21 protein-coding genes and 1 pseudogene are annotated in these 24774 nt (G+C 57.5%); 9 read left to right on the top strand and 13 right to left on the bottom strand.

Going from position 1 to position 24774, the window contains the following annotated elements:
• Window positions 1-142: 142 nt before the first annotated feature.
• Complete coding sequence (locus J3P75_RS17105; protein WP_434707555.1) at window positions 143-325, bottom strand: hypothetical protein; 183 nt, start codon at window positions 323-325, stop codon at window positions 143-145.
• Window positions 326-378: 53 nt separating this feature from the next.
• Entirely contained in the window at window positions 379-573 is a 195-nt protein-coding gene (locus J3P75_RS17110) for a hypothetical protein (protein ID WP_434707556.1), read from the bottom strand.
• Window positions 574-826: 253 nt separating this feature from the next.
• On the opposite strand from J3P75_RS17110, the gene J3P75_RS17115 reads away from it, so the two are divergent.
• The 4 genes from J3P75_RS17115 to J3P75_RS17130 all read left to right on the top strand — a co-directional run bounded on the left by J3P75_RS17115 (window position 827) and on the right by J3P75_RS17130 (window position 4476).
• Window positions 827-1210, top strand: a complete 384-nt coding sequence (locus J3P75_RS17115) for a tautomerase family protein (RefSeq protein WP_434707557.1) — start codon at window positions 827-829, stop codon at window positions 1208-1210.
• A gap of 241 nt (window positions 1211-1451) precedes the next feature.
• Window positions 1452-2420: a 2-hydroxyacid dehydrogenase gene (locus J3P75_RS17120; RefSeq protein ID WP_434707558.1), complete on the top strand. Its 969-nt coding sequence runs from the start codon at window positions 1452-1454 to the stop codon at window positions 2418-2420.
• A gap of 198 nt (window positions 2421-2618) precedes the next feature.
• The gene (locus J3P75_RS17125; protein WP_434707559.1) at window positions 2619-3686 is read left to right on the top strand and encodes a phosphotransferase family protein; all 1068 of its coding nucleotides are present in this window, start codon (window positions 2619-2621) and stop codon (window positions 3684-3686) included.
• A 22-nt stretch (window positions 3687-3708) separates the two neighbouring features.
• Window positions 3709-4476, top strand: a complete 768-nt coding sequence (locus tag J3P75_RS17130; protein ID WP_007911074.1) for an SDR family oxidoreductase — start codon at window positions 3709-3711, stop codon at window positions 4474-4476.
• A 68-nt stretch (window positions 4477-4544) separates the two neighbouring features.
• Here the strand turns inward: J3P75_RS17130 and J3P75_RS17135 are convergent, their stop codons facing one another.
• From J3P75_RS17135 to J3P75_RS17155, 5 genes are all read right to left on the bottom strand, one after another.
• Window positions 4545-4757: a hypothetical protein gene (locus tag J3P75_RS17135; protein ID WP_434707560.1), complete on the bottom strand. Its 213-nt coding sequence runs from the start codon at window positions 4755-4757 to the stop codon at window positions 4545-4547.
• A gap of 219 nt (window positions 4758-4976) precedes the next feature.
• Window positions 4977-5231, bottom strand: a complete 255-nt coding sequence (locus J3P75_RS17140; RefSeq protein WP_434707561.1) for a DUF1652 domain-containing protein — start codon at window positions 5229-5231, stop codon at window positions 4977-4979.
• A 138-nt stretch (window positions 5232-5369) separates the two neighbouring features.
• A complete protein-coding gene (locus J3P75_RS17145) occupies window positions 5370-6866 on the bottom strand; it encodes a helix-turn-helix transcriptional regulator (RefSeq protein WP_093102544.1) in 1497 nt (498 codons plus the stop codon).
• Between the two features lie 374 nt (window positions 6867-7240).
• Window positions 7241-7519, bottom strand: a complete 279-nt coding sequence (locus J3P75_RS17150; RefSeq protein ID WP_434707562.1) for a LysR substrate-binding domain-containing protein — start codon at window positions 7517-7519, stop codon at window positions 7241-7243.
• 174 nt (window positions 7520-7693) lie between these two features.
• The gene (locus J3P75_RS17155) at window positions 7694-13546 is read right to left on the bottom strand and encodes a DUF3320 domain-containing protein (protein WP_434707563.1); all 5853 of its coding nucleotides are present in this window, start codon (window positions 13544-13546) and stop codon (window positions 7694-7696) included.
• A 337-nt stretch (window positions 13547-13883) separates the two neighbouring features.
• Here J3P75_RS17155 and J3P75_RS17160 point away from each other — a divergent pair, with 337 nt between their 5' ends.
• A complete protein-coding gene (locus tag J3P75_RS17160) occupies window positions 13884-14075 on the top strand; it encodes a hypothetical protein (protein WP_434589829.1) in 192 nt (63 codons plus the stop codon).
• Between the two features lie 115 nt (window positions 14076-14190).
• On the opposite strand, the gene J3P75_RS17165 is transcribed toward J3P75_RS17160, so the two are convergent.
• Window positions 14191-15003, bottom strand: coding sequence for an OBAP family protein (locus tag J3P75_RS17165; protein ID WP_434707564.1), 813 nt, complete (start codon window positions 15001-15003; stop codon window positions 14191-14193).
• Window positions 15004-15449: 446 nt separating this feature from the next.
• Between J3P75_RS17165 and J3P75_RS17170 the strand changes: the two genes are divergently transcribed.
• Window positions 15450-15878, top strand: coding sequence for a nuclear transport factor 2 family protein (locus J3P75_RS17170; RefSeq protein ID WP_434707565.1), 429 nt, complete (start codon window positions 15450-15452; stop codon window positions 15876-15878).
• Between the two features lie 66 nt (window positions 15879-15944).
• Here the strand turns inward: J3P75_RS17170 and mqo are convergent, their stop codons facing one another.
• Window positions 15945-17594 carry a malate dehydrogenase (quinone) gene (gene mqo / locus J3P75_RS17175; RefSeq protein WP_203421612.1) on the bottom strand — a complete coding sequence of 550 codons (1650 nt, stop codon included), beginning with the start codon at window positions 17592-17594 and terminating at the stop codon, window positions 15945-15947.
• A gap of 507 nt (window positions 17595-18101) precedes the next feature.
• Here mqo and J3P75_RS17180 point away from each other — a divergent pair.
• Window positions 18102-18533, top strand: coding sequence for a nuclear transport factor 2 family protein (locus J3P75_RS17180; RefSeq protein ID WP_434707566.1), 432 nt, complete (start codon window positions 18102-18104; stop codon window positions 18531-18533).
• 178 nt (window positions 18534-18711) lie between these two features.
• On the opposite strand, the gene J3P75_RS17185 is transcribed toward J3P75_RS17180, so the two are convergent.
• The 3 genes and pseudogenes from J3P75_RS17185 to J3P75_RS17195 all read right to left on the bottom strand — a co-directional run bounded on the left by J3P75_RS17185 (window position 18712) and on the right by J3P75_RS17195 (window position 21156).
• Window positions 18712-19575 carry a methyl-accepting chemotaxis protein gene (locus tag J3P75_RS17185; protein WP_434598418.1) on the bottom strand — a complete coding sequence of 288 codons (864 nt, stop codon included), beginning with the start codon at window positions 19573-19575 and terminating at the stop codon, window positions 18712-18714.
• A 42-nt stretch (window positions 19576-19617) separates the two neighbouring features.
• Window positions 19618-20388 (bottom strand): annotated as a pseudogene (locus tag J3P75_RS17190) (MCP four helix bundle domain-containing protein); the annotation flags it as partial.
• 111 nt (window positions 20389-20499) lie between these two features.
• Window positions 20500-21156, bottom strand: coding sequence for a DUF2238 domain-containing protein (locus J3P75_RS17195; RefSeq protein ID WP_434707567.1), 657 nt, complete (start codon window positions 21154-21156; stop codon window positions 20500-20502).
• A 161-nt stretch (window positions 21157-21317) separates the two neighbouring features.
• Between J3P75_RS17195 and J3P75_RS17200 the strand changes: the two genes are divergently transcribed.
• On the top strand, window positions 21318-21632 hold the full coding sequence (locus J3P75_RS17200; RefSeq protein WP_434707568.1) for a DUF2388 domain-containing protein: 315 nt from the start codon (window positions 21318-21320) through the stop codon (window positions 21630-21632).
• Window positions 21633-21712: 80 nt separating this feature from the next.
• Complete coding sequence (locus J3P75_RS17205) at window positions 21713-22114, top strand: hypothetical protein (RefSeq protein ID WP_434589846.1); 402 nt, start codon at window positions 21713-21715, stop codon at window positions 22112-22114.
• On the opposite strand, the gene ligD is transcribed toward J3P75_RS17205, so the two are convergent.
• Window positions 22115-24736 carry a DNA ligase D gene (gene ligD / locus J3P75_RS17210; RefSeq protein ID WP_434707569.1) on the bottom strand — a complete coding sequence of 874 codons (2622 nt, stop codon included), beginning with the start codon at window positions 24734-24736 and terminating at the stop codon, window positions 22115-22117.
• Between the last annotated feature and the right edge of the window lie 38 nt (window positions 24737-24774).

A 24774-nucleotide genomic window follows, 5' to 3' on the forward strand; every position in this document is an offset into this window, starting at 1 on the left:
GATAAATCAACAGAAGCAAAGACTTAGCTGAGGAATGGTTATGCGGTGCAGATCAGGCCGGTGTCGTTTTCAGCGCGACCAATGTCGTTAATCGATAAGAACAATGTCGTTTACGAAACGCTCCAACGTTTGTCATGACGTTTCAAACGAATCGAACCAGTACCATTGCAAAGCCGATACCGATCGCTGCGAGCAGCATTCCCAAAGCAAAAAGAATAATTGTTTCCCGCATCTCAGCCTTGTGAAAAGGTTTCATGGCTTCTCTGAAATCAAACTCATCCTGGTACAGCTTTTCAATCCTGGCTTTTCGTTGTTCCGGATTCATACTGGCCTCTTATCTGGGTCGGTTGGTCGCTACGTGGTTCTGTCGACTATCACTTACGGTTTAAGGAAAAAACCGAACAAAGTGGTGAGCGCAGCCAGAGCGGCAGCGCCGGCCACAAGGGGATAAAAGAACGTCTCCCTTTTCAACTTCGCCTCCTCCGCCAGCAGTTTGCGCCTCTCCGCCCCAAGTTTCTGTGCTTCCGTTTGTAGCTTTTCAATTTCTGCGCTTTCCCGATCATTAACAAACATTCGCCGTCCCTGGCTTTTTGCGGTGTGCGCCGGAGCGCTATAGCGTCGATCGGCGTCGCGCCTTATGCCACTCATCATTTCGGTTTCACCCCCTGCTGGCTAGCAGACGGATCTGCCCGCTACGTAGGCAAAATCCGGGCATTCTGTAATCCAGCTCATACGCGTAATCCCTCATATTCCAGACCAGACACCCTGCCAATGTCGCGCGCTTGATCTAGTGTCAGAGATGCCCGCCATTTTCCCGGAGCCTCTCATGCCACTGGTTCGCGTCGACATTCAGCAAAACCCCAATCCCGAGTTCGCAAAGCGTATCGGCGAACAGATCTATGCCGCCCTGCGCAGCTGCATCGATGTGCCGGAACATGACAATTTCCAGATTCTCACGGAGCACGATGCGCGACACTTGGTTTACGACCCGCAGTACCTCGGGATTCAGCGCAGCGACGGCGTGGTGTTCATTCAGATCACCATCAGCGAGGGTCGGTCGGTGGAGAAGAAGCAACTGCTGTTCAAAACCATCGCCGATAACCTGCACGCTGAACTGGCGGTGCGTCTGGAAGACGTGTTCATCAATCTGATCGAGGTGAAGAAGGAGAACTGGTCGTTTGGCAATGGTATTGCGCAATACGTTACCTGACCGCCCTGCGCCGATAGCCCGAAGCGAACCTGAACTTGACTCGACAAACCAAGCCCGGGCAGCTCAATGAAGCCCGCAGCACAGCGGATCACCGATGTGCTGCCACCCCTTGCTTCTTGCCCGAAGCCGTCCAGAATCAATGCACGACTGCGCGAATGATCATGATTGCCAAAACGCGGCGGATTCAGCACGCTGAAACGATTTTCGCGCCCCATCCGCCATTGATCTCAGGAGCCGTGCAATGCCCGCAACCGTTCTGGTACTGGTTGAAACCATCAATGACTATCTGCCGATTCTCGAACATCAGGGCTTTCACCTGATTCTCGCGCCCACGCCTGCCGAGCGTGCGCAAGCCATTGCCAGTCACGGCAGCCGCATCGACGCAGTGCTCACCCGTGGTCCGCTGGGCCTCACCGCCGAGGAAATCGCCGCCCTGCCCGCGCTGAAGATCATCACGGTGATCGGCGCCGGTTACGAGCAAGTGGATTTGCAGGCGGCCAGTGACCGTGGGATTACCGTCACCAATGGCGCCGGGGTCAATGCCTCGTCGGTGGCCGACCATGCGATGGCGATGCTGTTGGCACTGGTGCGCGATATACCCCGTTGTGACGCCGCCGTACGGCGTGGTGAATGGCCGAAGATCATGCGTCCGTCGCTGGCCGGCAAACGTCTGGGCATCCTCGGGCTTGGTGCCGTGGGCATGGCGATCGCCAAACGGGCCAATCTTGGTTTCGACATGTCGGTCAGTTATCACAACCGTCAGGTGCGCAGTGATGTGCCTTACGCGTTCTGTTCGACGCCGACCGAGCTGGCGCGGGCCGCGGATTTCCTGATCGTTGCCACGCCGGGTGGCATCGGCACGCAGCACCTGGTTACTCGCTCGGTACTCGATGCACTGGGCCCGAACGGTTTCATCGTCAATATCGCCCGCGCCAGTGTGATCGACACGGCGGATCTGCTGACGGCTCTCGAACAACGGCGGATTGCCGGTGCCGCCCTCGATGTGTTCGACCACGAGCCGCAAGTGCCCGACGCCTTGAAAACCCTCAATAACGTGTTGCTGACCCCGCACGTTGCCGGTCTGTCACCGGAAGCCATGCAGGGTACGGTGGAGCTGGTCGGGAAAAACCTCGTGGCGTTTTTCTCCGGGCAAGCGGTGCTCACCCCCGTTTCCCTCCCGCCCCGACTCAACGACCAGCGCGTTTACTGAAGTTCGCCAACCCGGATTCTGCATCGCCAACGGCCCACGCCTGCAGCCCCCTTCCGCTCGGAAGGGAGGGCTCATTCCCAAAGGTGATTATCGGGCAACACGCTAACCTATAAGACCGACCCGCGCTTGTCGCTGCACGAGCGTGCCATTAGATTAGCCAATGATGTCTGGCCTCCAAAATAAGCAGAAGGGATAAGCATGGCGCTTACTGACCAGTCCACCCGTATCCGCTCTGGCGAAGAACTCGATGCCAGCCTGATCGATCCGTACCTCAAAGCGCACATTCCGGGCCTGACCGGCACACCTGCAATCAGCCAGTTCCCCGGTGGTGCGTCGAACCTGACCTACCTGCTGGAATACCCCGAGCAGGAATTCGTTCTGCGGCGTCCGCCCTTCGGCCACAAGGCCAAATCCGCCCATGACATGGGCCGCGAATTCCGCATCCTCAATCAGTTGCGCGACGGTTTCCCGTATTGCCCGAAAGCCTATGTGCACTGCACCGACGAATCGGTGATCGGCGCCGAGTTCTACGTGATGGAACGGGTCAAGGGCATCATCCTGCGCTCGGATCTGCCGCCGGAACTGGGCCTCGACTCAGCGAAGACCAAAGCGCTGTGCAAGAGCTTTATCGACCGCTTCGTTGAGCTGCATCGCGTCGATTACCAAGCTTGTGGCCTGGGCGACCTGGGCAGGCCCGAAGGCTATGTCGCCCGCCAGATCAAGGGCTGGAGCGAGCGCTACGAGAAAGCCCTGACCCCGGATGCACCGCACTGGGAGCAGGTCAAGGCCTGGCTCAACGACAAGATGCCCGCCGACCATTCGACGTCGAGCATCGTCCACAATGATTACCGCTTCGACAACGTCATCCTCGACCCACAGAACCCGATGCAGATCATCGGCGTGCTCGACTGGGAGCTGACGACACTCGGCGATCCGCTGATGGATCTGGGCAACACCCTCGCCTACTGGATCCAGGCTGACGACCCGGCGCCCGTGCAGTTGATGCGCCGCCAGCCGAGCCATGCGCCGGGCATGCTCACCCGCCGTGAATTCGTCGATTATTACGCCGAACGTTCGGGCATCCAGATCGATAACTTCGACTTCTACTACACCTACGGCCTGTTCCGCCTCGCCGGCATCGTGCAGCAGATTTACTACCGCTTCTACCATGGCCAGACCCAGGACAAACGCTTCGCGCATTTCATTCACATGAACAAACTGCTGGAGCAGATGAGCCTGCAGGTCATCGCCAAATCGAGCCTCTGACGGCCCACACCAAGGAACCCTTATGTCCAAGACTCAGTTGTTCGACCTCGACGGCAAGATCGCTTTCGTCTCCGGCGCCAGCCGTGGTATCGGTGAAGCCATCGCCAAACTGCTGGCCCAGCAAGGCGCCCATGTGATCGTTTCAAGCCGCAAGCTCGACGGCTGTCAGCATGTCGCCGACGCGATCATCGCCGCCGGCGGCAAAGCCACCGCCGTGGCCTGCCACATTGGTGAAATGGAGCAGATTGCTCAGGTGTTCGCCGGGATCAAGGAACAGTTCGGCCGCCTCGACATTCTGGTCAACAACGCCGCGACCAACCCGCAGTTCTGCAATGTGCTGGACACCGACCTGGGGGCGTTTCAAAAGACCGTCGACGTGAACATCCGCGGCTATTTCTTCATGTCGGTCGAAGCCGGCAAGCTGATGCGCGAAAACGGCGGCGGCAGCATCATCAACGTCGCCTCGATCAACGGCATCTCGCCGGGGATTTTCCAGGGCATCTATTCGGTGACCAAAGCGGCCGTGATCAACATGACCAAGGTGTTCGCCAAGGAATGCGCGCAATTCGGTATCCGCTGCAATGCCCTGCTGCCGGGCCTGACCGACACCAAGTTCGCCTCGGCACTGGTGAAAAACGATGCGATCCTCAAACAGGCACTGACGCAGATCCCGCTCAAGCGCGTGGCTGATCCAAGCGAAATGGCCGGCGCGGTGTTGTACCTGGCCAGCGATGCCTCGAGCTACACCACTGGTGTGGCGCTGAACGTGGACGGCGGTTTCCTGTCCTGATTGTTCAGGCAACTGCATACCCTGCGGAAGCGAGCACGCTCGTTCCCGCAGGGTTTGTGCCGGCGCTGCTACTGAGTGATGCAACGAGTGGTGGTGATGTGCCGAGTGACCTGCCCGTCCATGTACATGTCACCGGCGACCTCGGTGTTTTCCATGACCTGACAGGTACGTTCCGGCGGGGGCGGCGGCGCCACTGGCGCCGGGGGTGGTGGACTGGCGCAACCGGCCAGCAACACAAACAGAAAAGCCAACGGCAACACGCGATTCCCAGGATTGTTCATAGGATGGCCCGCGGTGAGAAAGACAAATTTCCGCGACCGGGATGGATCACGGAATACCTGACGACTCATTGTTTATAGCCGAGCCCCTCGCAAGTGCCAGTGAAAAGGCTATTTGAACGGGGTGGAGCTGTCGATTTTGCGTTGGGGGTCAGTCCGTGAAGGAAAAGGCGTCGTAAGGCAGATCGCCTTCGCGAGCAGGCTCGCTCCCACACAAGCCCATCAGAAGCCTGAATCTGCTGACGAGCGCAGAGAATTGCTTTCCAGCTCATAGCGCAATTCATCGACCAGCGCTTGCACCGACTCCGGCGTGCGCAATTCGTCGAGCTTCAGACCACTGATCACCAGATCCACCGCTCCCGAGTCCTTGTGGTAAAGCTTGACCGTCAGCGAATGATCGCCATCGACCGAACACTCACACGCCAGCGGCGGAAAGCTGCGCTCAAGCTGCGCACGCAACTGTGCAAGATTCATCATTTGGGTTGTTCCTTTGGCTGCATCGAGGGGGACGCGGTCCCGTGCCAAAAAGGCTCGTACCGCACCCCACAAGCCTAAGAACTGAACTCGACGGCCAATACACGAATTTGCACCCGAATCACTAGTGCATTTGCACCCCTAGCGTTGCCCCTTGGCGCCCCACTCCCCGGAAAACAACCCGCGTTCCCGCGCCCAAACGATTGCCTCGCTGCGGCTGTGGACGTCGAGCTTGGAGTAGACAGTGGCAACATGATTGCGCACGGTATTGGGCGCCAGCTTCAGCCGTGCGGCGATTTCCTTGTCCGCGAGACCCTCGCAGATCAGCCCCAGCACATCGCGTTCGCGCGCGGTCAAATCGGTGAACGACGCGCTCGGCAACTGCGGCGAATTGATCTTCTTCACGTTGGCCAGTTTTTCGATCAGCGTGCGGCTGAACCACGACGCATCCTTCATCACCTCTTCAATCGCGGCGACCAGCTCCAGCTCGGAGCGCTTGCGCTCGGTCATGTCCATCAATACCAGCAGATAGCACGACGTGTCGTGGATCTTCACCGTGTCCGCCGACACCGCGCACTCGAGCAATTCGTCGTCGCGCTTGCGCACGCGCACGTCGACCCGGTCTACTCGAGCATTGTTCGCCAGCGCCGCGAGCAGCCGCGTGCGCTCGCCTTCATCATCGATGAACTTCAGCTGGGTAACGGTTTTACCCAGGACGTCATCCGCCTCATAGGCCAGCGTTTCAAGAAACGCCTGATTGACGTCGATGACTTCTTGCTGGTCGGCGCTGCAGATCAGAATCGGCACCGGGGTCAGGCGGAACGCCTTGGCGAAACGCTCTTCGCTCTGACGCAGGGCGAGTTCGACCTTGCGCCGCGGTTCCATGTCGACGAAGGAAAACAGCATGCAATTCTCATCGTTGAGCAACAGCGGTTGCCCAGCGACGATCACTTGTTTACTGCCGCCATCGGGCAGGCGCAGTTCGGCCTGCATCTGCGGGATGGTCGCGACGTCGCGCAGGCGCTGAATGGCCAGATCGCGTTTCTCGGCCTGCTCGAAGATATCGATTTCGTACGCCGAGGTTCCGATCACTTGTTCGCGGCTGTAGCCGGTCATTTCGAGGAAACCCGGGTTGACCTTGATATAGCGCAAGTCGCTAAGGCGGCAGATCACCGCCGGCGCCGGGTTGGCATTGAAGGTTTTTTCGAAGCGCTGCTCGGCGTTGGCCCAGTCGGTGACATCGCTCATGATCAGCACCAGCGACTCGGGCTGGCCCAAACGGTCGGTCAGCACCATGCTGCGCACGCTGTGCACCCAGATGCGCTCCGGGTCATCGGCAGGCGAGACTTCGATCAGCACGTCACTGAACATTTCGCAGCGCGCAACTCGGCTGATCGGATAGTTCTCCGGTGGCAAGGTGTGATTGTTGCGATAGCGCAGGCTGAACCGCTTGGCGTATTCCTCGGCATTGCTGCCCAGCTCGCCGATGCGGCTGACGCCATGCATGGCCAGCGCCGCTTCGTTGGCCCACAGAATGCTTTGATCGAGTTCCAGCAAAATCACCCCGTCGGACAGCCCGGCGATGATTTGCTGCAACTGGCGACGATTGGTTTCGGTGGTCAGGACTTCCTGGCTCATTGGATCTCCACACAGTGAGGCGGTTCGGTGAAGACTACGACCGCAGCGGCTCGGGTTCGTGCGGGGTCAGGTTGACGCACCGCAAAATCCCCGCTGGAGCCCGTTTTTCTCCTGACACCACAGATCACTGTGGGAGCCAGCCTGCTGGCGATGGCGGTGTGTCATCCAGACAATGTTCGGCCTGACACACCCTCATCGCCAGCAGGCTGGCTCCCACAGGTTTGGTGTCGATCTGGAGTTTCGGCCAGCTCACGCAAGGTGTCGAGGAACAGTTTCAATACGGGCGAAGCATCATCGGCGCGGTAAGTCGCATACAGCGGCACTTCCGGCAGCGCCGGGGTCAGGCGGCGAAATACCAGCCCCACCGGCGCCAGCTACTCGATGGACGCTGGCAACAACGCCACGCCGACGCCGACGCGCACCAGGCTGAGCAAGGTATGCACCTCGATCACTTGCTGGCGAATCTGCGGGGTGAAGCCGGCCTGGACGCAGCACTGATAGAGAAAGTTGGCGAACCGCGACTGCTTCAACTCCAGCGCCACGAACGGCTCCTGCGCCAGATCCGCCGGGGCCAGCGTCGCGCGCCGGGCCAGCGGATGGTCCGCCGGACTGACCACATGGATCGGCTCGTAGATCAACAGTTCATTGCGCACCTATGGATCGTCATAACCGACACGAAACACGCAAGCATCGATGCGTTTTTCCTTCAGGGCCTTGACCTGCGCCGCCGTGGTCATTTCGTGCAGGCGCCAGCCTGAAGTAATGGCGCGCAAAAAGGAGAGCGGGCAACCGCCATGCTCTCCTTTACGCTTTAATGCATCGAATCTCTAAAAATCAGATATCGATTTGATTGCGAGCTCTATTCTTTCACGTGCCGCTCCAGTCAAACGCTTCACGCCAAAGGTTTTGGCAATTTCCAAAGGCATATCGCCGGCGGATATCAAAGAGGCAACCAACAGTATTTCCTCAGCGGCGATCTCCTCCACGGACCTTCCATCATCCAATGTGGCTGGTAACCGATATTTGTTCCACCCAGCAATATCACTTTTCGAATGCCAAACAAATTGACCATCAACTGGATCATTTTTCAGATGATGATTTTGTTCTGCCAGGTCGAGAACTCGCTCTCTAATAAGCCGCCCAGAGCGTTGAAAGCCATGTGCTCGGGCCACTCGCTGTACCAGCACTGAATCGAGGATAGGGGCCTCTTGCAACAACACATGTGCAATCAGCTCAGCGAGAACCGCATCATATTCAGGTGAGTAAAATGCCTCTGCATTGATTCTGTCACCCACGCTCGTGAAATCGGTTACACGATATTCATCTTTAATGGAGGGTGAGCCATGCAGTGCAAACGACTTCGCGACCTTGAGCTCTGGAGGTAGTTCGTTAGAAGCAGCACTCTCCGATGCAATAGAAACGCCCTCTTTCTCCACGTCCTTTGCTAATGCAGCGCTGTGCACCAACGACAAATGAGGCATGGATGATTCCTTTTCAACTGTTTCACTAACAAGTCCGGATGCGCGGGACTCTTCCAAAAGAGCTTCAAGAGATGCATGTAACCGGTCCAGCGCGCCAGGCTTGTCAATCCACCACTCTGTAGACCAGAGGCGAACCAGCTTCCAGCCCAAACCTTGAAGAATTGCACTACGAACTTTGTCACGATCTCGAGCGGTAGCCGCACTGTGATAGGTTGCACCGTCACATTCGACACCAACCAGATAGTCGCCTGGCCTGTCTGGATGGACGATACCTAGATCAATGCGGAAACGAGATACCCCAATTTGCGGCACGACTTGCCAGCCTTTTCGTCTCAGCTCTTGAGCAACAGCTTCCTCAAAGGGTGAATCATACCCCCCCACTGAACCTTGCACTGCCTCCGCAAGTGCTCTTGGCCCTCTCTGGGCAAATTCAATGAAGTGCTTCAGATCACGAACAGCGCGGGCGTTGGTGCGATTTAAATCAATCATCGAAGAATCAAAAGATGAGAAAACCATCATTTCCCTGCGAGCCCGGGTTATCGCCACATTCAAACGTCGCCATCCGCCTTCTTTGTTCAATGGACCGAAGTTCATCGACATAACCTGCGCGCCCGGTTCGGTTGGTCCATACCCGATACCTAGCATTATCAAATCGCGCTCATCACCTTGCACTGTCTCCAGATTTTTAACGACGGCGGGTTCGGGAATGTCATGCTGGAAGAACGGTTCGATTTGCGGAAATTGTTGCCGCGCCCTATCCAACAGGTCGTTGATCAATCTTTGCTGATCGCTATTGAGAGTAATGATCCCAATAGTATGACCGCTCGCTACAAACGCTGGATCCATCAAACGCTTCACGGTCTCGGTAACGATGGCTTCGGCCTCGGCCTGATTATGCCTGCCCTTACCTTTCGCGTAGACGCCATCAACACGTCGCCACTCCACAGCGCTGGCACGCGTTTCAGCCGCAGGGAAGGTGATGAGATTGCTGTCGTAGTAACGATGGTTCGAAAAAGCGATCAAGCTTTCGTGGCGACTCCGGTAATGCCAACTGAGGCTATGGCTTGGGATACCTGCGCCTAGACACTCATCCAAAATGCTCTCCATGTCTTCAGCAGTATCATCTTCTGCAGCAGACGCGGCGCGATTGAAAAAGTTGGTTGGAGGCATCTGACGGGGATCACCCGCAATGACCACCTGCTTGCCCCTCGCGATTGATCCGATGGCATCCCATGGCGCAATCTGCGAAGCCTCATCGAATATCACCAAGTCAAAAAGTGCGAGATCCGCTGGAAGATATTGCGCAATAGAAAGAGGGCTCATTAGCATACATGGAGCGAGTTTCGACATTGCATCGCCCATCTCAACAGCGAGCTGTCGGACGGGTTTGTGCCGACGTGTTTTTTGCAGCTCGTGCTTCAAGATGCCGAAACCACCTTGCTTGCCGATCTCGTTTTTCGAGGGGATCAATCCACACAGTTTCGCTCGAATGTATCGAACAGTTAGCTTGGAAAGATTCTCATCCAGACGTACAAATGCCTCGATATCGCTAGTGTGCTCTGCTGGCACGAAATTACGCAGCAACGGCTCGGCGTCGATCATCACCCTTGCAAACCAGCGTGCATAAGATGTTTCAAACGCGTCTACAGTCCCGCCCTCTGGCAACCCTTTAATTGCCAATGCATCACTTAACGGTTGAAGCCCGGATGCTATTGCCTCTTCACGCACCCGACACCAATCGCACCACGCTTTCAGCTTCAACTCATGACGAGAAATGGCACTGGACGCACTGAGCAATGACTCAATTGTTAATGTGCCCTCTACCGGGCGGTTACTCAGTTCATTGAAGCGTTTGCTCGTTTGACTGAACGCTTCCAATGCATCTATTAACTGGTGAAGCGCTGCTGCGATAAAACCACCCCCGCCCAATAACTCATTGGCTTCTACGACGAGCTTTTGAGTGGCTCCCCGCAGTGCAATAAGATCTTCAGGGGACTCTGCGTTCGAGCTGATCAACGTTCTCAGGCGTTCAGCGAGTTCCCAGGCTACTGCCATCGCGGATTGATCACTAGAAACTCCGCTCCATCCAGGTACAGCGTTTATATCCGCAGCCAAGCTGTCCAGTGACATGAGCAGATCACGCATTTCGAAGAGCCGGACAAGATCCTCCTCTACGTTCGGAAGTCCTACCGCTCCGCCCTGACCCGCAAGGTTTTTTCCCACCTTTTTCTTGGCTAAAGTAGCGAGGAACCAAAACTTGGTCTTGCCAGTTTCCCAGTCCTTTTTGAATTGTTCGAGGTTGATGGTGCGACAGGCCTCCGAGGCATAACGCACCGACAGCGACTGTTCAATTTCTTGGTAATTTTTGAGGATATGCACAGCTTTCTTGGCTGCAGCGATCTTGGCACTTGCATTCAACGTGAATGCAAAAGAGAGATCGATACCGTGCGTATCTACCAATAATGCAACAAACTGGCAAAACCGCTCGATATCCTCCCCGCTCGTAACAGCTAGGGGAAGATTGGTGGCTCTCAACAAGTGGTCACAGGCAATCTTCAGTCGTTCAATGACACCCGGCAGCTCCCTGGATACTGCAGTGATCGACTCTTGCCAGCCGTTTGACCATTCGGTGGGAGCGATGAGCGAAAAGTCAGCTGACAAATTGCGCGCGGCCTCACTATTGAGGTCAAGACGCCGGGCAAGATCACGCAGCCGCGCGTAATCGTCCGCGTCGTGACATGTTCCCTCAGGCCATGTGATACGCGGTAAACCGGCGACCCCATCGCGTACGACACGACCTATAGCCTGATGGACTGTCAATCCATTAGGTTGTCGACGATGCAGGGTTCCCACGACTTCGTTCAATCGATTTCGGAGTTTGTGCAGTTTGGCTGCCTCTAAAGCCCACTCGTCAGCGGTCAATGCATCGCGAACATCCCAAGCACGCTCCAGTTGTTTGAGGACTTCCACTTTGGATGTTTTGCTGGAGTGCAGCTCAAGACAGAATTCGCCTAGCCCCTTTTCTTCAAGCCGACGATAGACAACATCCAAAGCGGCCATTTTTTCTGCTACGAACAAGACCCTGCGACCTAGAGCCAGGTTGTGGGCGATCATGTTGGCGATGGTTTGTGACTTACCGGTGCCAGGGGGGCCATCAAGAACAAAATCACAACCACTGGCGGAAGCAACGACTGCTGCCAACTGGGAGGAATCTGCTGGCAACGGTGTGAAAAGATCTGCCGGGCTGACTTTTCTGTCCAACTCGTGAGGCTGCGGAAACTCCCCTGACGTAGCAAAGCCTTCACCACCAATACTTCGCTCCAACAAGTGCTTGACCATCGGGCTTTTCAGAAGCTGCTCAGATCGAGCAGCCAGATCCTGCCACATCAAATATTTTGCAAATGAGAAGGTACCCAGCACGAGCTCCGTGGTGACCTCGAAACCCGGTACATCCCTGATAGCACGGCGCACTGTATTCCAGATTCCAGCGACATCAATGCCACTATCGTCGGTGGGAAGTTCACCTTCAAGCCCCGGAATGATGAGTTCAAAGTCATGTCGTAACAGTTCGAGCAGGGTCAAATTGAAGCGAGGCTCATCCTCAAGCAAAGTCATTGTCACACCGGACAACGCACTTTTACGATCAAGTTTTACGGGTAGCAAAATCAAAGGAGCAGAATAGGTTCTTGGATCGTCAGCCGACTTTTTCCACTTTAAAAACCCGAGTGCAAGAAAGAGAGTATTTGCTCCGCCTTCATCAAGATCACTTCGAGCTTTCCGGTACAGGTCAATCAGCGCTACTTCAAGCTTGCTTTTCTCAAGAGTTGCCAGTACCTCACCACGAGACAATGCACTGCGAGCATATTCGTCTCTGAGCGATTGTCGATTTTGTTGTTCATAAAGTGCCGAATCTCTACCTCCGGCTTCAAGATCCGGTATAGAAACGATCCTGATACGCTTTCCACTGGCTAGCTGATCTTCCAGCTCAGCGGGCTCAGGACAAATCAAACGAACGCCTTTAGCACTGTCTGGTAAATGTAATAGCCGATTTCGAGTGGTCAGGTCGAGAAGCTTGCGTTGCCACAATGTCAGCTTACCGGCTGGTGTTTCTGCCTCGGTAGGAATTTCCACGTCAAAGACCGGTAAAGATGGCGCGTTCTCCAACGCCTCCAGCGCCACCTCCGACTCTTGAATCACATCTGATTTGGCCGCTGGAATTGACGCTGCCAAAGGACGAATACGCTGCATGCGTGCTCGATGGATATCAATCGCCATGATGAAATCGTCATCGTTGACCTGCCTTTCAGCGGTACTAATCGCCTGACTGAAATTTGGGACTGGAAATTGCGTTGCGAGAGTAGTTTCAAAAACCAGAGCTTCTTTCAAATCAATACGTTTTCGTACTGCTGAGGCCTCATCCGTGATCAATTGAGAAAACTCTTGAGGCTGCAACCAGACGCCTGCAAAAGCGTGACCTTTTGTCAGCAACAGTAGTGGATTCAGTCCGGCTTGCTCCAATACTGCAGTAAAAAGCAATGCCGTATCCAGGCATGTTGCCACGCCCCCCTCCAATATGAGGCTTGGAGTTCTGACTTTCTGGCCATAACTCTCAAAGCTTGCCGGAGGCAGCGCATAGCTCAATTTAAGCCCGCAGACTGCAGACCAAATAGCGGAAGTGAGCTCCCAGGTTCTGGTTCTGGATTTACTTTCGTAACCATTGATGCCATCCGCTTTGCCAGCGCGGCGAAGAACATCAGAGGCTGATTTGAGTACCCGATCTACCGCAGGGTCATTTGGCATAGCAAACGCCGGCAGCAACTCTGGCATCGAGTTAACGCCTCCCCACTCATTTCTTGCCAAAAGCTCAACCGGAAAGATTTGACTATTAAGCACTTCACCGTTGCAACGTAGGCGCAGCACAAGAGTCGCGCTGAGACTTTCCGTCAGGTCGGCGAGATAAGCAGCGTTCAACGTCAAATTTCGATCAGGAATGTGCAACGTCGATTCTTTATTCAGTCGATCCAGACGCCAAGTCTTCCCTTCAAGGAAGGGAGGATCCGCAACAAGGTCCAGCTCAAGATCGCTGTAATCAGATTCACCATCGTTGTGTACGGTCAGTTCTCTGAGGACCGGGACAGAATTCTGGTGAGAAGCAAAGCCAATCTTGCTGGCGATCACTCCCTCGATCTTGATGGTCATGAACCATTTTCTCCATGGGAAATTCGACGAAACAACCACTGAATTATTGAAAACAGAAGCCATACTCCCCGACACGGATGGATTTTGAAACTGCTTTTTAGATCAAAGGTAGAGATAAGAACTCTCCTACAGCCGGAGCGTTGAATTTACCCCCTGAACGAACAGAAAAGTTGAGCGTTCAAAACTTCTGCACGCGTGCTTCACATAGTCGACCTGTCGCAAACCAGCCACCCACATAATTGGGCATTCGCGACTTGCGGTATTGTCCTCTAACGTTAACTCCTCATCGGATTGAGCCCCTGTACGCAACACCGGGCTCTTGATCAAGGAGAGACTGATGCGATCGCACCGCAACATCGAACAGACCTACCGCACCTGGTCCAGCCCCATCCTGCTGGAGTTGAAAAAGCGCGAGCACCAGATGGCGCTGGTTGAACGCCAGGCGCTTGAGCGTGTTTTGCTGGAAAGACGATTGCTGGACATGGGCAAACCGGAGGGGATGGAAAGTCGCCGCAGCGGCGGAGGCTGACCCACCGCTTTCGCGAGCAGGCTCGCTCCCACAGGGATTGGGGATGAGCACAGGTTTTCGTGCGCAACTGCAAACCCTGTGGGAGCGACCGAACGCAGCACTTAACGATGGTTACTCAAGGTGTGGGCTGCGTACCCCGAGCATTCTTATCGCTGCCCGTCGATGGACGTGGCATCAGATGCGTGTGCCCGGTCGGGTCTGGCAGTTGCAGCACATTGCCCTGTTGCCAGGCATCGGCGCCCTGCTCGATAGGCGCCGGTTTGATCGCCGCGCGGGCGGTTTTGTTTTTCGCGGTGTCGACGCCCAGGCGCTTGTCGCGTTGCTGCACCATCTGCGGATCGGCCTGGCCGTCGGCGGTGAAGCCCATCATCAATTGCGGTACGCCAAGCGGCAGTTGCTTGTCCTGATCGGTGTGCCAGGTGTGCCAGGTCTTGCCGTAGGTGTCGGCGAGTTTTTCCATCAGCCGGGTTTCAGCGACTTGCGCGATGCCCGGGGCGACCAGTTGGCCGGAGGTGACTTCGTGCGCATGGCTGTGCCAAAGCGCTTTTTCCCTGGCGGGCAGTTGGGCAAACAGGCGTTTGCTGATGATGTACTCGACGCCCATCAACTTCGCGTCGGCGCTGTTGCCGTCATAGATCACGCATTGAAAGACTTCTTCGTTGAGCACCGAACAATAGTGGTGAGCCTCCATTTGCACATCGGGGTGCCCGTTGTAAAAGTGGAAGCCGTCGAGGTAGAGGTTCAAGGCGCGAATCGGCGGTTTGTCTTGCAGCCACTGTGCGCCGGTCTCAAGTAGTTCCGTGTCGGAGGCCTTGGCTTTGCCGGGCGTCTGTACCGGCGATTCGGTGTTGCTCATCGCGCAGCCGGTCAATGCCGTCAGCAGCACGCCCATCGATAGCCATCGTCCGTGCGGGGTTGTGCAACGCATGTCTCGCTCCTTCTTTCAGTCCGTGGGGCCGCTGGCATGGCCCTGTACTGCAACTGAAAGCGCGAACATGGCGGAGTTCGAAAAAACTGCGGGGGCTTCAGACCGGAGAAATCGTCGCCAGCAAACCGATCAGGATAGTCAGTGTCAGGAAGCCACCCAGGAAAATCGCCATCTTGTTCATCTTGCTCTCCTCAATGCCGGGTTTGCGGTGCACTGGACGCTTCAGGATGAAGGAAAATCGCGAGTGCCCGCACTGCCGGGGCATTGTGAGCGCTTGGCTGAACCGGTTACAGCGTCAGTTAAAGCGAAAAAATACGGATCAGATGCGCATCTGATCCGCATGAGCGATGGTTCGCCATTCAGCTCGGCACAGCATGATGTCCTTTCAACGAGGTTGGTCTACAGTCAGCGCGATCGACAGAACAACAACAAAAACCGGAGCCCCCATGACCGAGCTGAAACTGCAAGCCGCCGTCGCCCAATCCCTGCAACGCTGGCACGAGATGATCCGCACCGGCAACCTGCGCGCCCTGCCCGAGCTGCTTGACGCCCAGGCCGTGTTTCGCTCGCCGATGGCTCACACGCCCTATCCCGGCGCGCCGGTGGTGTCGATGATCCTCAATACGGTGTTCGAGGTCTTCGAGGATTTTCAATATCACCGCGAGCTGGCCAGTGCCGATGGGCTCAACGTGATTCTGGAATTCAGTGCCAAAGTAGGCACGAAGGAACTCAAAGGCATCGACATGATTCGCTTCGATGAGCACGGCAAGATCGTCGAGTTCGAAGTGATGGTGCGGCCGTTGAGCGGCTTGCAGGTGCTGGGCGAAGAGATGGGCCAGCGGCTGGGGGCTTGGCTGGCCAAAGGCAAGGCTTGAAGCGCAGGCACAAAAAAGCCCACTGACCGTCACCGGTGCAGTGGGCTTTGTGCGTCAGGCGTGTGTTTAGAGCGCCATGTCGCGTGCAGCGTTGTCCTTCAGAGCCGGGGCTTTTTCAGCCGCGGCGCCGGCTGCCGGAGCAGCGGCCTGACCGATCACCGGAGGCGTCGGCAGTTCGAGGATCTTGGCGGTGTAAGCCCATTCTGCGGCCACTTTGGCCGGATCGCTGTTCAGCTGAGTGCCGTAGCTTGGAACGATCTGGTGCAGCTTGGCTTGCCATTCAGGGGAGGCGACTTTGTCTTTGAAGACTTTCTGCAGCACGCTCAGCATGATCGGTGCAGCGGTCGACGCGCCTGGCGATGCGCCCAGCAGGCCGGCAATGGAGCCGTCCTGAGCAGCAACGATTTCGGTACCCAGTTTCAGCACGCCGCCTGCAGCTTCATCACGCTTGATGATCTGCACGCGCTGGCCGGCTTGCCACAGGCGCCAGTCTTCGGCTTTGGCGTTCGGGAAGTATTCCTTCAGCGCGTTCATGCGGTCTTCATCCGACAGCATCAGTTGGCCGGCAAGGTACTCGACCAGCGGGTATTCCTTGATGCCGACCTTGGTCATCGGCCAGATGTTGTGCGTGGTGGTGCTGGTCAGCAGGTCCAGGTACGAACCTTCCTTGAGGAACTTGGTGCTGAAGGTCGCGAATGGGCCAAACAGGATCACGCGCTTGCCGTCCAGGACACGGGTGTCCAGGTGCGGAACCGACATCGGCGGCGAACCCACCGAAGCTTTACCGTAAGCCTTGGCCAGATGCTGTTCAGCAATGGTCGGGTTTTCGGTCACGAGGAACGAACCACCCACCGGGAAGCCACCGTACTCCTTGGCTTCAGGAATGCCCGACTTCTGCAGCAGGTGCAGGGCACCGCCGCCAGCGCCGATGAAGACGAACTTGGCGTCGGTTTCGGTTTTAGTGCCGTCTTTGAGGTTTTTGTAGCTGACGCGCCAGGTGCCATCGGCGTTCTTGGTGATGTCCTCGACTTCGCTCGACAGTTTCAGATCGAAGTTAGGCTTGGTCTGCAGGTGCGCGGCGAACTGGCGGGTGATTTCGCCGAAGTTCATGTCGGTACCCAGCGGGCTCCAGGTGGCCGCGATTTTCTGGTTCGGGTCACGCCCTTCCATCATCAGCGGAACCCACTTCTTGATCACAGCCGGATCTTCGGAGTACTGCATACCGGCGAACAGCGGGCTCGCCTGCAGGGCTTCGTAGCGCTTTTTCAGGAACTTGATGTTGTCATCGCCCCACACGAAGCTCATGTGCGGTGTGGTGTTGATGAACGAGCGAGGGTTCTTCAGAACACCCTGCTGAACCTGCCAGGCCCAGAACTGACGGGACACCTGGAACGCTTCGTTGATCTCGACGGCTTTCGGGATCGTTACGTTGCCTTTGTCGTCTTCCGGGGTGTAGTTCAGCTCAGCGAGTGCCGAGTGACCGGTACCGGCGTTGTTCCAGCCGTTGGAGCTTTCCTGGGCGACGCCATCGAGACGCTCGACCATTTCCATCGACCAGCTCGGCTCCAGCTCATTGATCCACACACCCAGGGTGGTGCTCATGATGCCGCCGCCGATCAGCAGCACGTCGACTTTCTTTGCTTCGTCAGCATTGGCGGATGTCATCCCCATTGCCAAAGCCAGACCCAGCAAGGCTGTGTTCACTTTCTTAAACATCTGTTGCACCTATGATAAAACGCCTTCCGCCCGCCTCTGTTATCAGCATGCGATCCGCTTTGATGACGCTCAGGCTGGCGTCGCAGATTACGGCACACTTCAATTTTGACGGGTGGGCACACAAGGCCGACATGCCGCATCGACCTCAGTTGATGTCCCTTCTGAACTGACTTCTTATCATTATTGGCTTCAGCTACTTGAGCGACAGGGATCCTGCCAGCGCGCCTGCGGGCACGCTGACTGAATAAGGTCAAACCAAGTTGGCGCGCAGAATATCACGTCAGGGCAAACCCGCGCGTCTGTTCCCGACTTGAAAGTCGTTTTGCACCACTAGCGCTTTATCGGCTGACAGCGGCCGAACATGACTCTGCGCCTCACGGCTTTTTCCAGCGACGACGAAGCGCCGCAAAGTGCTGACTGATCGCTGGGTATTCTGCTACGTTGTACGATGACTGATGAATACAAGCGAAGTCAGTCATCAACCCATAACAACAAGGAACTACCGCAATGACCAAGACCCGAGTGCTGATCGGCTTTCTCTGCGCCTTCAACGGTTACGCCATGGCCGCGCCTGCTGCGGCGGAAAAGGACGTCGCCCAGGCCGTGGACCATCTGACGCAGGCAATGCTGCACAAGGACATCGCCAAACTGAACGCCATCACCGCGCCCAACCTGACCTACGGCCATTCCAGCGGCAAGGTCCAGGACAAGCAGGAATTCATCGCCGACATCGAAACTGGCCGAAGCGCGTTCAAGACCCTGGAAATGCAAAAGCAGACCATCACGCTGTCCGGCGATACCGCACTGGTGCGCAACCACTTTTCGGCGCAGGCGTTGAAGGGGACCGAGGTGGTGCCGACCGAAATCGAAAACTTCCAGATCTGGCAGAAGCAGCAGGGCAAGTGGTTGCTGATTGGGCGACAGGCGTTCAAGTTCTGATCGTGAATATCCAGCCTGAATCAATTTCGTTCGGGCTGGCCTCATCGCGGGCAAGCCCGCTCCCACAGGGTTCTATGTTGTGAATGCAAGGGTGTTTACACCATTACTCACTGTGGGAGCGGGCTTGCCCGCGATGGGGTTTTATCAGACGCCACAATTGCAATTGATCCAACCGTTATCACAACCGAAACCGATCCACCGACTGCGCCAACTGCCCCGCCAGGCTCGACAACTCGTCCGTGGTCGTCGCGGTCTGGCCGATCACCCGGCTGTTGCCTTCTGACATCCCGGCAATCATTTCCACCTGATGGGCAATTTCGTTACTGGCCTGGCTCTGCTCGCCGATCGTGCGGGTGATGTCGTTGACCAGTTGTGTGGTGCTCAAGGTCGCGTCGAGAATTTCGCGAATCGCCCGTTCGACCTCGGCGGTTACCGCCATTCCTTTATCAACCTGCGCCACACCGGCCTCCATGCTGCTGACCGCCTCACGCGTGCTGTTCTGGATGCGCGCGACCATCGCGGCGATTTCCTGGGTCGAGGCGCTGGTGCGCGCTGCCAGACTGCGCACCTCGTCAGCGACCACAGCAAAACCGCGTCCCTGTTCACCGGCCCGCGCCGCTTCGATCGCCGCGTTGAGCGCGAGCAGATTGGTCTGGTCGGCAATGCTTTTGATCACCTGGATGATGTTGAAGATGGCTTCCGATTCCTGATCCAGCGTGCGAATGACCTGCGCCGACTGTTGTGCCGAACGGGCGATATCGTCCATATCGCTGACCACCTGATGGATCACCCCCCCGCCCTCCTTCGCCAGGGTTTCGGCCTGATTGGCCATGCTCAGCGCGCGTTCGGCGTGACGGGTGATTTCTTCGATGCTCGCGGTCATCTGGCTCGCGGCTGCGGCCATGGTGCCGGCGGCGACGCTTTGCTGCTGGCTGCTGTCGGCAACCTGATGGCAGCCGTGACTGAGTTGTTCGCTCATGCCGCTGACGCCGTGGGCGTTGCGTCGAACCACCTCGATCATGTTGCGCAGATCGCGCTGCATGGTTGCCAGCGTGCGGATCAGCACGCTGGCCTCGTCCTTGCCGGACGGTTCGGCGATCGGCTCGCTGAGGTTGCCATGAGCGATGCTTTCGGCGATGCGGCTGGCAGTTTGCAACGGCCCGGTGATGCTGCGTATGACCCAGCGACCTTGGGCCAGCAGCAACAGCAGGCTGGCAAGCAGCACCACGCCGAGGGTGATATTGGCGCTGCGGATCGCTGCTTCCGTGACCTCGGCGGTGTGCTGGGTGTTGGACTCGATCAGCTCGCTCAGCGCCGCCATCTGCTCTTCGAGCTGGCTGAACGCCGTGTTGAAGGTGCCGAGTTGCTGCTGCGCGGCTTCAGGGTTGTCCAGCGCCAGCTCGACAATCCGTTCGCCGGTGTCGATGTAGGTGTCGAGGCTCGGCTTGATCTGCTCCAGCGCCGTGCGCAATGTCGGGTTGATCGGCAGCTTCAGATTGTCGCCGAGCACCTGGTGAAAATGCCCGGCGTGCTCGGTGAGCGAATCACGTACCTGCGCCGCCGTGCTGCTGCTTTTGCCCAATCCGACCAACATCGCCGAATAGACATCGGCGCGCAGGGCGTCGTGCATCATGTCGGCTTCCATGTGATTGCGCAGCGCGCTCATGCTCACCGTGTTGTCGCCGACAGCCGCGGCCATCCGCTGATTGCCGACATAACTGACCAGACTGACGATCAGCGCCGTCAGCAGGCTGGTCGCAATCAGCAACACCAAACGCAGTTTGATCGACACCGTGGAATCTCCCGTGGGCACGCTGGATTGCGCTTGTCGGATTTCAGTTAAGCCTATTTGCATGGAACTGCCGACACAGAGCGTATCGGCTGATGTCAGCGGCGACTTGAATCCGGCAAAGCTTTTCGATCGAGCGGCCAGTCACACGCTGCAGCCCTGCAGCGATCTGACGGCTTAGCGCGGCGCTCCACGACGCGGGCCTGCCAGCATCAGCAAGGACAGCCCGGCGCCGGACAGCGCCAGGGCCATGTCCTTCTGCGAATCCCAGGGATCGTTCTGTGCACCGACGAAAGCCTGTCCGGTGTCATCGCCCAGATAAGCGCCGCCGACCCACTCGATCAATTCATACAACGCCGAGGTCGCCAGCACCACATTCAAGGTCATCAGCACCAGCCAGCCGCCGCGCAACGGGGTCAGGCGCAGCAGCACTTCGCGCATCGGCCAGACCATCAGCAATCCGTAGCTCAGGTGCACCAACCGATCATAGTGATTGCGCTCAAGACCGAGCACCTTGTTGACACTGACCCCGGTCAGCAGCGTGCTCCATTGATCGTAGGGCACCCGCGAATAGGTGTAATGCGAGCCGACTTCATGGATGCACAGAAAGGCGAAGATCATCACCAGCGACCAGGACGACAAGCGAAAACGCCGATACGCCAGGACCAGGGCTAACACCAGCGCCACGGCCAGCACATTTTCCAGCAGCCAGTCGACGCGGCTTCGCGGGGATATGCCCAGCGCTATGGCCAGCAGGACAAACCCGCCGAACAAGGCGGCTTCGATTCGCGTATCGGCGGGGCGGGCAACGTTGTCGCTGACTCTGACGAGCATTGGGTCATTCTCAACAATACAGGCAAGCGGTAGACCCTTCGCCGTTTTGCCCGGTTCCTTGCCGCTGCGTTTTCGCCGCACACGGAACTCCCGCGCGCCGATCATCTCTGACGTTATGTAGTCCTTTCCCTTTTGCTTCGCGCCTTCGGAGGAACACCGTCATGCGCAAGTTAGTGATCGTTTCATCTCTACTCCTTTGCCTGCCGGTCGGTTCGGCACTGGCCCGTGTCGATGCGGGCGATGTCGCCACCTCGGCCGGTGTTTCCGCGTCGCTGTACTCGACCTTCAAGGATGACAAGATGGTCATTCCAGCCCGTGACGATGTGTCTGCATTCGTCGCCAGTGGCGGGGCCATTCGTGGGGTTTATCTTGAATCGGTGCTGCAGCAAGTGCGCCAGGACAACCCAGGCCTGAACGCCAGCGATGAAGACCTCGCCAATGCGATTCTGGTGCATTACGAAGGCCTGAAACCTTAGTTTTCAGGAAGACGGCGGCCGATGGACGGCTGCCTCACGCACATAGGCAAAACGGTCCGACGGCCTCTATGATGGAGGCCATGACCACCACCGCGCCTTTGCGCTCCCCTTGCCCACCCGGCGCCTGCGTTTGCGGGCGCGATCCGTTGCTGGACACGCCCGGCGCGGATCTACGCATCCTGCGCCTGACCCGCAACGAAGAAAAAGTCCTGCTGGCGCGTCTGGAACAACTCAAAGACCTCGACGATCTGCGTCATCTGCAAAAACGCATGTATGACCAGTTAGGTATTCGCGTTGAAGTCTCCCCGGGCTTCCACGAAGTCCGGACGATGCTCGGTATCGATATCGAGATCGACGACCTACCGGGGCTGTGCCGCAAAACCCGCAAAGCGATCCCGACGGCGATTCGCCGAGGCTTGAACAACAACCCGGCGATCGCCTTCGAACTGCTCAACGCCCACGACTTGCTGCGCGACGCCTGATCATTTTTTCATGCCGACGCGTTTGCGCATTTGCGCGGTGATGGTCTGGCGGGTTTTCTTCATGTCCGCCCACGGTTCTTCACCAACCTCGGCCAGGCGCTCATGGACGTTATGAATATTCCAGTGATTGCCGCCCTTGATCTCCGCTACTTCCTCACGAAAAACCGGTACGGACACCGGCATGCCTTCGCGCGCGCGCGCCGCGTAAGTACAAATGGTGGTGGCGCCCAGACCGTTGCGCAGGTAATCGATGAAGATCTTTCCGACGCGGTTTTTCGGCCCGGACACCGCTGAAAAACGGTCCGGCAACAACTTGGCCATATGGCTGACGATGGCGTGACTGAAATCCTTGACCTCGTCCCAGCCGTGCTTGCGGGTCAACGGAACGACCAGGTGAATACCCTTGCCGCCACTGGTTTTGAGAAACGCCTTGAGCCCCAGTTCATCAAGCACGGTCAGGGTCAGCGCCGTGGCTTCGACCATGCTTTTCCACGGCAACGCCGGGTCCGGATCGAGGTCGAGGACAAAGCGGTCGGGCTTGTCCAGGTCGCTCTGGGTAGCATTCCAGGTGTGCAGCTCGACGGTGCTCATCTGCACAGCGCCAATCAGCGCTTCGGCACTGTTGATCATTATCACCGGCTGCCCGGTGACGTCTTTGTCGAGCGTGCTGATGCCGGGAATCGCCAGGCGCTCGGCGTTCTTCTGGAAGAACAGTTCGCCAGCGATCCCGTCCGGGGCGCGGACCAGCGCCACCGGGCGATCCTTGAGGTGCGGCAGAATATATTCGGCGACGCTGGCGTAATACTCGGCGAGCTGCATTTTCGTGGTGCCGCTGACCGCGTCGATCACCCGGTCCGGGTGGGTGATACGCACTTTGCCGTTGGCCAGGTTGGCTTGCGACGGTGCGGGTTCGGTTTTGCTCGCCGCGGTTTTTTTGCTCGCAGCCTTGCTGGCAGCAGTCTTCTTCGCTGGTTTCTTCTCGGCAGTTTTGTTTTCGACAGTCTTCACGGGCTTCGCTCGCTCCTCGGTGATGGCTTTGGCCGGTTTGTCGTTGCGCAGGCCATGGAACACGGCGTGGCGCACCGAGCCGTCCTTGGTCATCTCGGCAAACGCCACTTCCGCCAGCAGTTTCGGCTTGAGCCAGTGCACGCCTTTGGCCTCGAAGCCGCTGGGCGGGTTGACCACCGCCGCGCTCTTGGCCTGCAACGGTTTGAGTTGCGCCAGAATGCTTTTCAAGGTGGTTTCGTTGAACCCGGTGCCGACCTTGCCGGCGTAGCGCAATTCACCGCTGTCGCGATCATGCAGGCCGAGCAACAACGCGCCGAAGGCACTGCGCGCGCCTTTCGGATCGGTATAGCCGACGATGACGAATTCCTGCCGGTGTTTGCATTTGAGCTTGATCCAGTCGCTGCTGCGCCGAGATACGTAAGGCGAGCCGAGGCGCTTGCCGATCAAGCCTTCCATTTGCATCTGGCAGGCACTGTTGAGCAGCGCGTCCGGGGTCTCTTCGAAGGCTTCGGAAAAGCGCAGCAACTCGCTTTTCTGCGTGCCGAGAATGGTCGCCAACGCGGCACGCCGTTCCTCGACCGCGACTTCGCGCAGATCGACACCGTTGAGATAGGGCAAATCGAACAGGTAATAGACGATGTTGCCGCTGCGCCCGACTTCGAAGGCGTTCTGCAGCGCCTGAAAATCCGGCACGCCCTGCTCGTTGGCGACGATCATCTCGCCGTCCAGCCAGGCCGACTCCAGGCCTAGCGCCGCCAAAGCTTCGGCCTGTTGCGGCAGTTTGTGCGTCCAGTCGTGGCCGTTACGCGTAAACAGTTGCACCTGATCGCCGTCGATGCGCGCCATGATCCGGTAACCATCGAACTTGATTTCGTAACTCCACTGCCCTTCCGGTGCACTGTCGACAAGCGTCGCCAGCTCGGGTTTGAGTTGCGCTGGCAACTTGGCCTTGTGTGCGCCGGTGAGTTTGCCGGTCGCCTGTTTGCGCGGCTTTGCCGGGGCTTTTTTCAGCGGCTTGGCCTGTTCGGCGGATTTTTTCGGGCTGGCGACGATCGTGCGTTCACTCAACACACTGTCCGGTTCCGCGACCAGTACGTCGTAGTCGTCCTGCGGGCGGGCGGCGTTGTCCTGATGCTTGATCAAAAACCACTGCTCCTTTTTGCCCGGCATGTGCGTGCGCACCAGATTCCACACACCGCCAAGCTTCTCGCCCTGCAATTCGAACTTGAGCCGGCCTTTGGCGTAAGCCTTCTGCGGATCGTCGAGGGGAATCCACACGCCGCGATCCCAGACAATCACATCGCCGGCGCCATAATGCCCCTCGGGAATGCTGCCCTCGAAGGTCGCGTAGTCCAGCGGGTGGTCTTCGACGTGCACCGCCAGACGCTTGACCTTGGGGTCGAGCGACGGCCCCTTCGGCACCGCCCAGCTCTTGAGCGCGCCGTCGAGTTCGAGGCGAAAATCGTAATGCAGGTGCGAAGCGTCGTGCTTCTGGATGCAGAACTGCAAGGCGTGATCCTTCGCGGTTTTACGGCCAGAGCGTTTTACCGCGGCCGGTTCCGAAGTCGCGGAAAAATCGCGCATGCGGTTGTAGTCGTCGAGATTCCTGTTCATGGGCGCACCGATTGCAGACTGGCTCTGTTATGCAGAAG

The sequence above is a fragment of the Pseudomonas sp. R1-1 genome, from assembly GCF_051132135.1.
In the GTDB taxonomy this organism is placed as follows: Bacteria; Pseudomonadota; Gammaproteobacteria; order Pseudomonadales; family Pseudomonadaceae; genus Aquipseudomonas.

Bases quoted from the DNA above. Each gene is read 5' to 3' on its own strand.
- J3P75_RS17105 (WP_434707555.1), bottom strand. From the start codon at position 325: ATGAATCCGGAACAACGAAAAGCCAGGATTGAAAAGCTGTACCAGGAT.
- J3P75_RS17110 (WP_434707556.1), bottom strand. From the start codon at position 573: ATGTTTGTTAATGATCGGGAAAGCGCAGAAATTGAAAAGCTACAAACG.
- J3P75_RS17115 (WP_434707557.1), top strand. From the start codon at position 827: ATGCCACTGGTTCGCGTCGACATTCAGCAAAACCCCAATCCCGAGTTC.
- J3P75_RS17120 (WP_434707558.1), top strand. From the start codon at position 1,452: ATGCCCGCAACCGTTCTGGTACTGGTTGAAACCATCAATGACTATCTG.
- J3P75_RS17125 (WP_434707559.1), top strand. From the start codon at position 2,619: ATGGCGCTTACTGACCAGTCCACCCGTATCCGCTCTGGCGAAGAACTC.
- J3P75_RS17130 (WP_007911074.1), top strand. From the start codon at position 3,709: ATGTCCAAGACTCAGTTGTTCGACCTCGACGGCAAGATCGCTTTCGTC.
- J3P75_RS17135 (WP_434707560.1), bottom strand. From the start codon at position 4,757: ATGAACAATCCTGGGAATCGCGTGTTGCCGTTGGCTTTTCTGTTTGTG.
- J3P75_RS17140 (WP_434707561.1), bottom strand. From the start codon at position 5,231: ATGATGAATCTTGCACAGTTGCGTGCGCAGCTTGAGCGCAGCTTTCCG.
- J3P75_RS17145 (WP_093102544.1), bottom strand. From the start codon at position 6,866: ATGAGCCAGGAAGTCCTGACCACCGAAACCAATCGTCGCCAGTTGCAG.
- J3P75_RS17155 (WP_434707563.1), bottom strand. From the start codon at position 13,546: ATGACCATCAAGATCGAGGGAGTGATCGCCAGCAAGATTGGCTTTGCT.
- J3P75_RS17160 (WP_434589829.1), top strand. From the start codon at position 13,884: ATGCGATCGCACCGCAACATCGAACAGACCTACCGCACCTGGTCCAGC.
- J3P75_RS17165 (WP_434707564.1), bottom strand. From the start codon at position 15,003: ATGCGTTGCACAACCCCGCACGGACGATGGCTATCGATGGGCGTGCTG.
- J3P75_RS17170 (WP_434707565.1), top strand. From the start codon at position 15,450: ATGACCGAGCTGAAACTGCAAGCCGCCGTCGCCCAATCCCTGCAACGC.
- mqo (WP_203421612.1), bottom strand. From the start codon at position 17,594: ATGTTTAAGAAAGTGAACACAGCCTTGCTGGGTCTGGCTTTGGCAATG.
- J3P75_RS17180 (WP_434707566.1), top strand. From the start codon at position 18,102: ATGACCAAGACCCGAGTGCTGATCGGCTTTCTCTGCGCCTTCAACGGT.
- J3P75_RS17185 (WP_434598418.1), bottom strand. From the start codon at position 19,575: ATGCAGCGCGATCTGCGCAACATGATCGAGGTGGTTCGACGCAACGCC.
- J3P75_RS17195 (WP_434707567.1), bottom strand. From the start codon at position 21,156: ATGCTCGTCAGAGTCAGCGACAACGTTGCCCGCCCCGCCGATACGCGA.
- J3P75_RS17200 (WP_434707568.1), top strand. From the start codon at position 21,318: ATGCGCAAGTTAGTGATCGTTTCATCTCTACTCCTTTGCCTGCCGGTC.
- J3P75_RS17205 (WP_434589846.1), top strand. From the start codon at position 21,713: ATGACCACCACCGCGCCTTTGCGCTCCCCTTGCCCACCCGGCGCCTGC.
- ligD (WP_434707569.1), bottom strand. From the start codon at position 24,736: ATGAACAGGAATCTCGACGACTACAACCGCATGCGCGATTTTTCCGCG.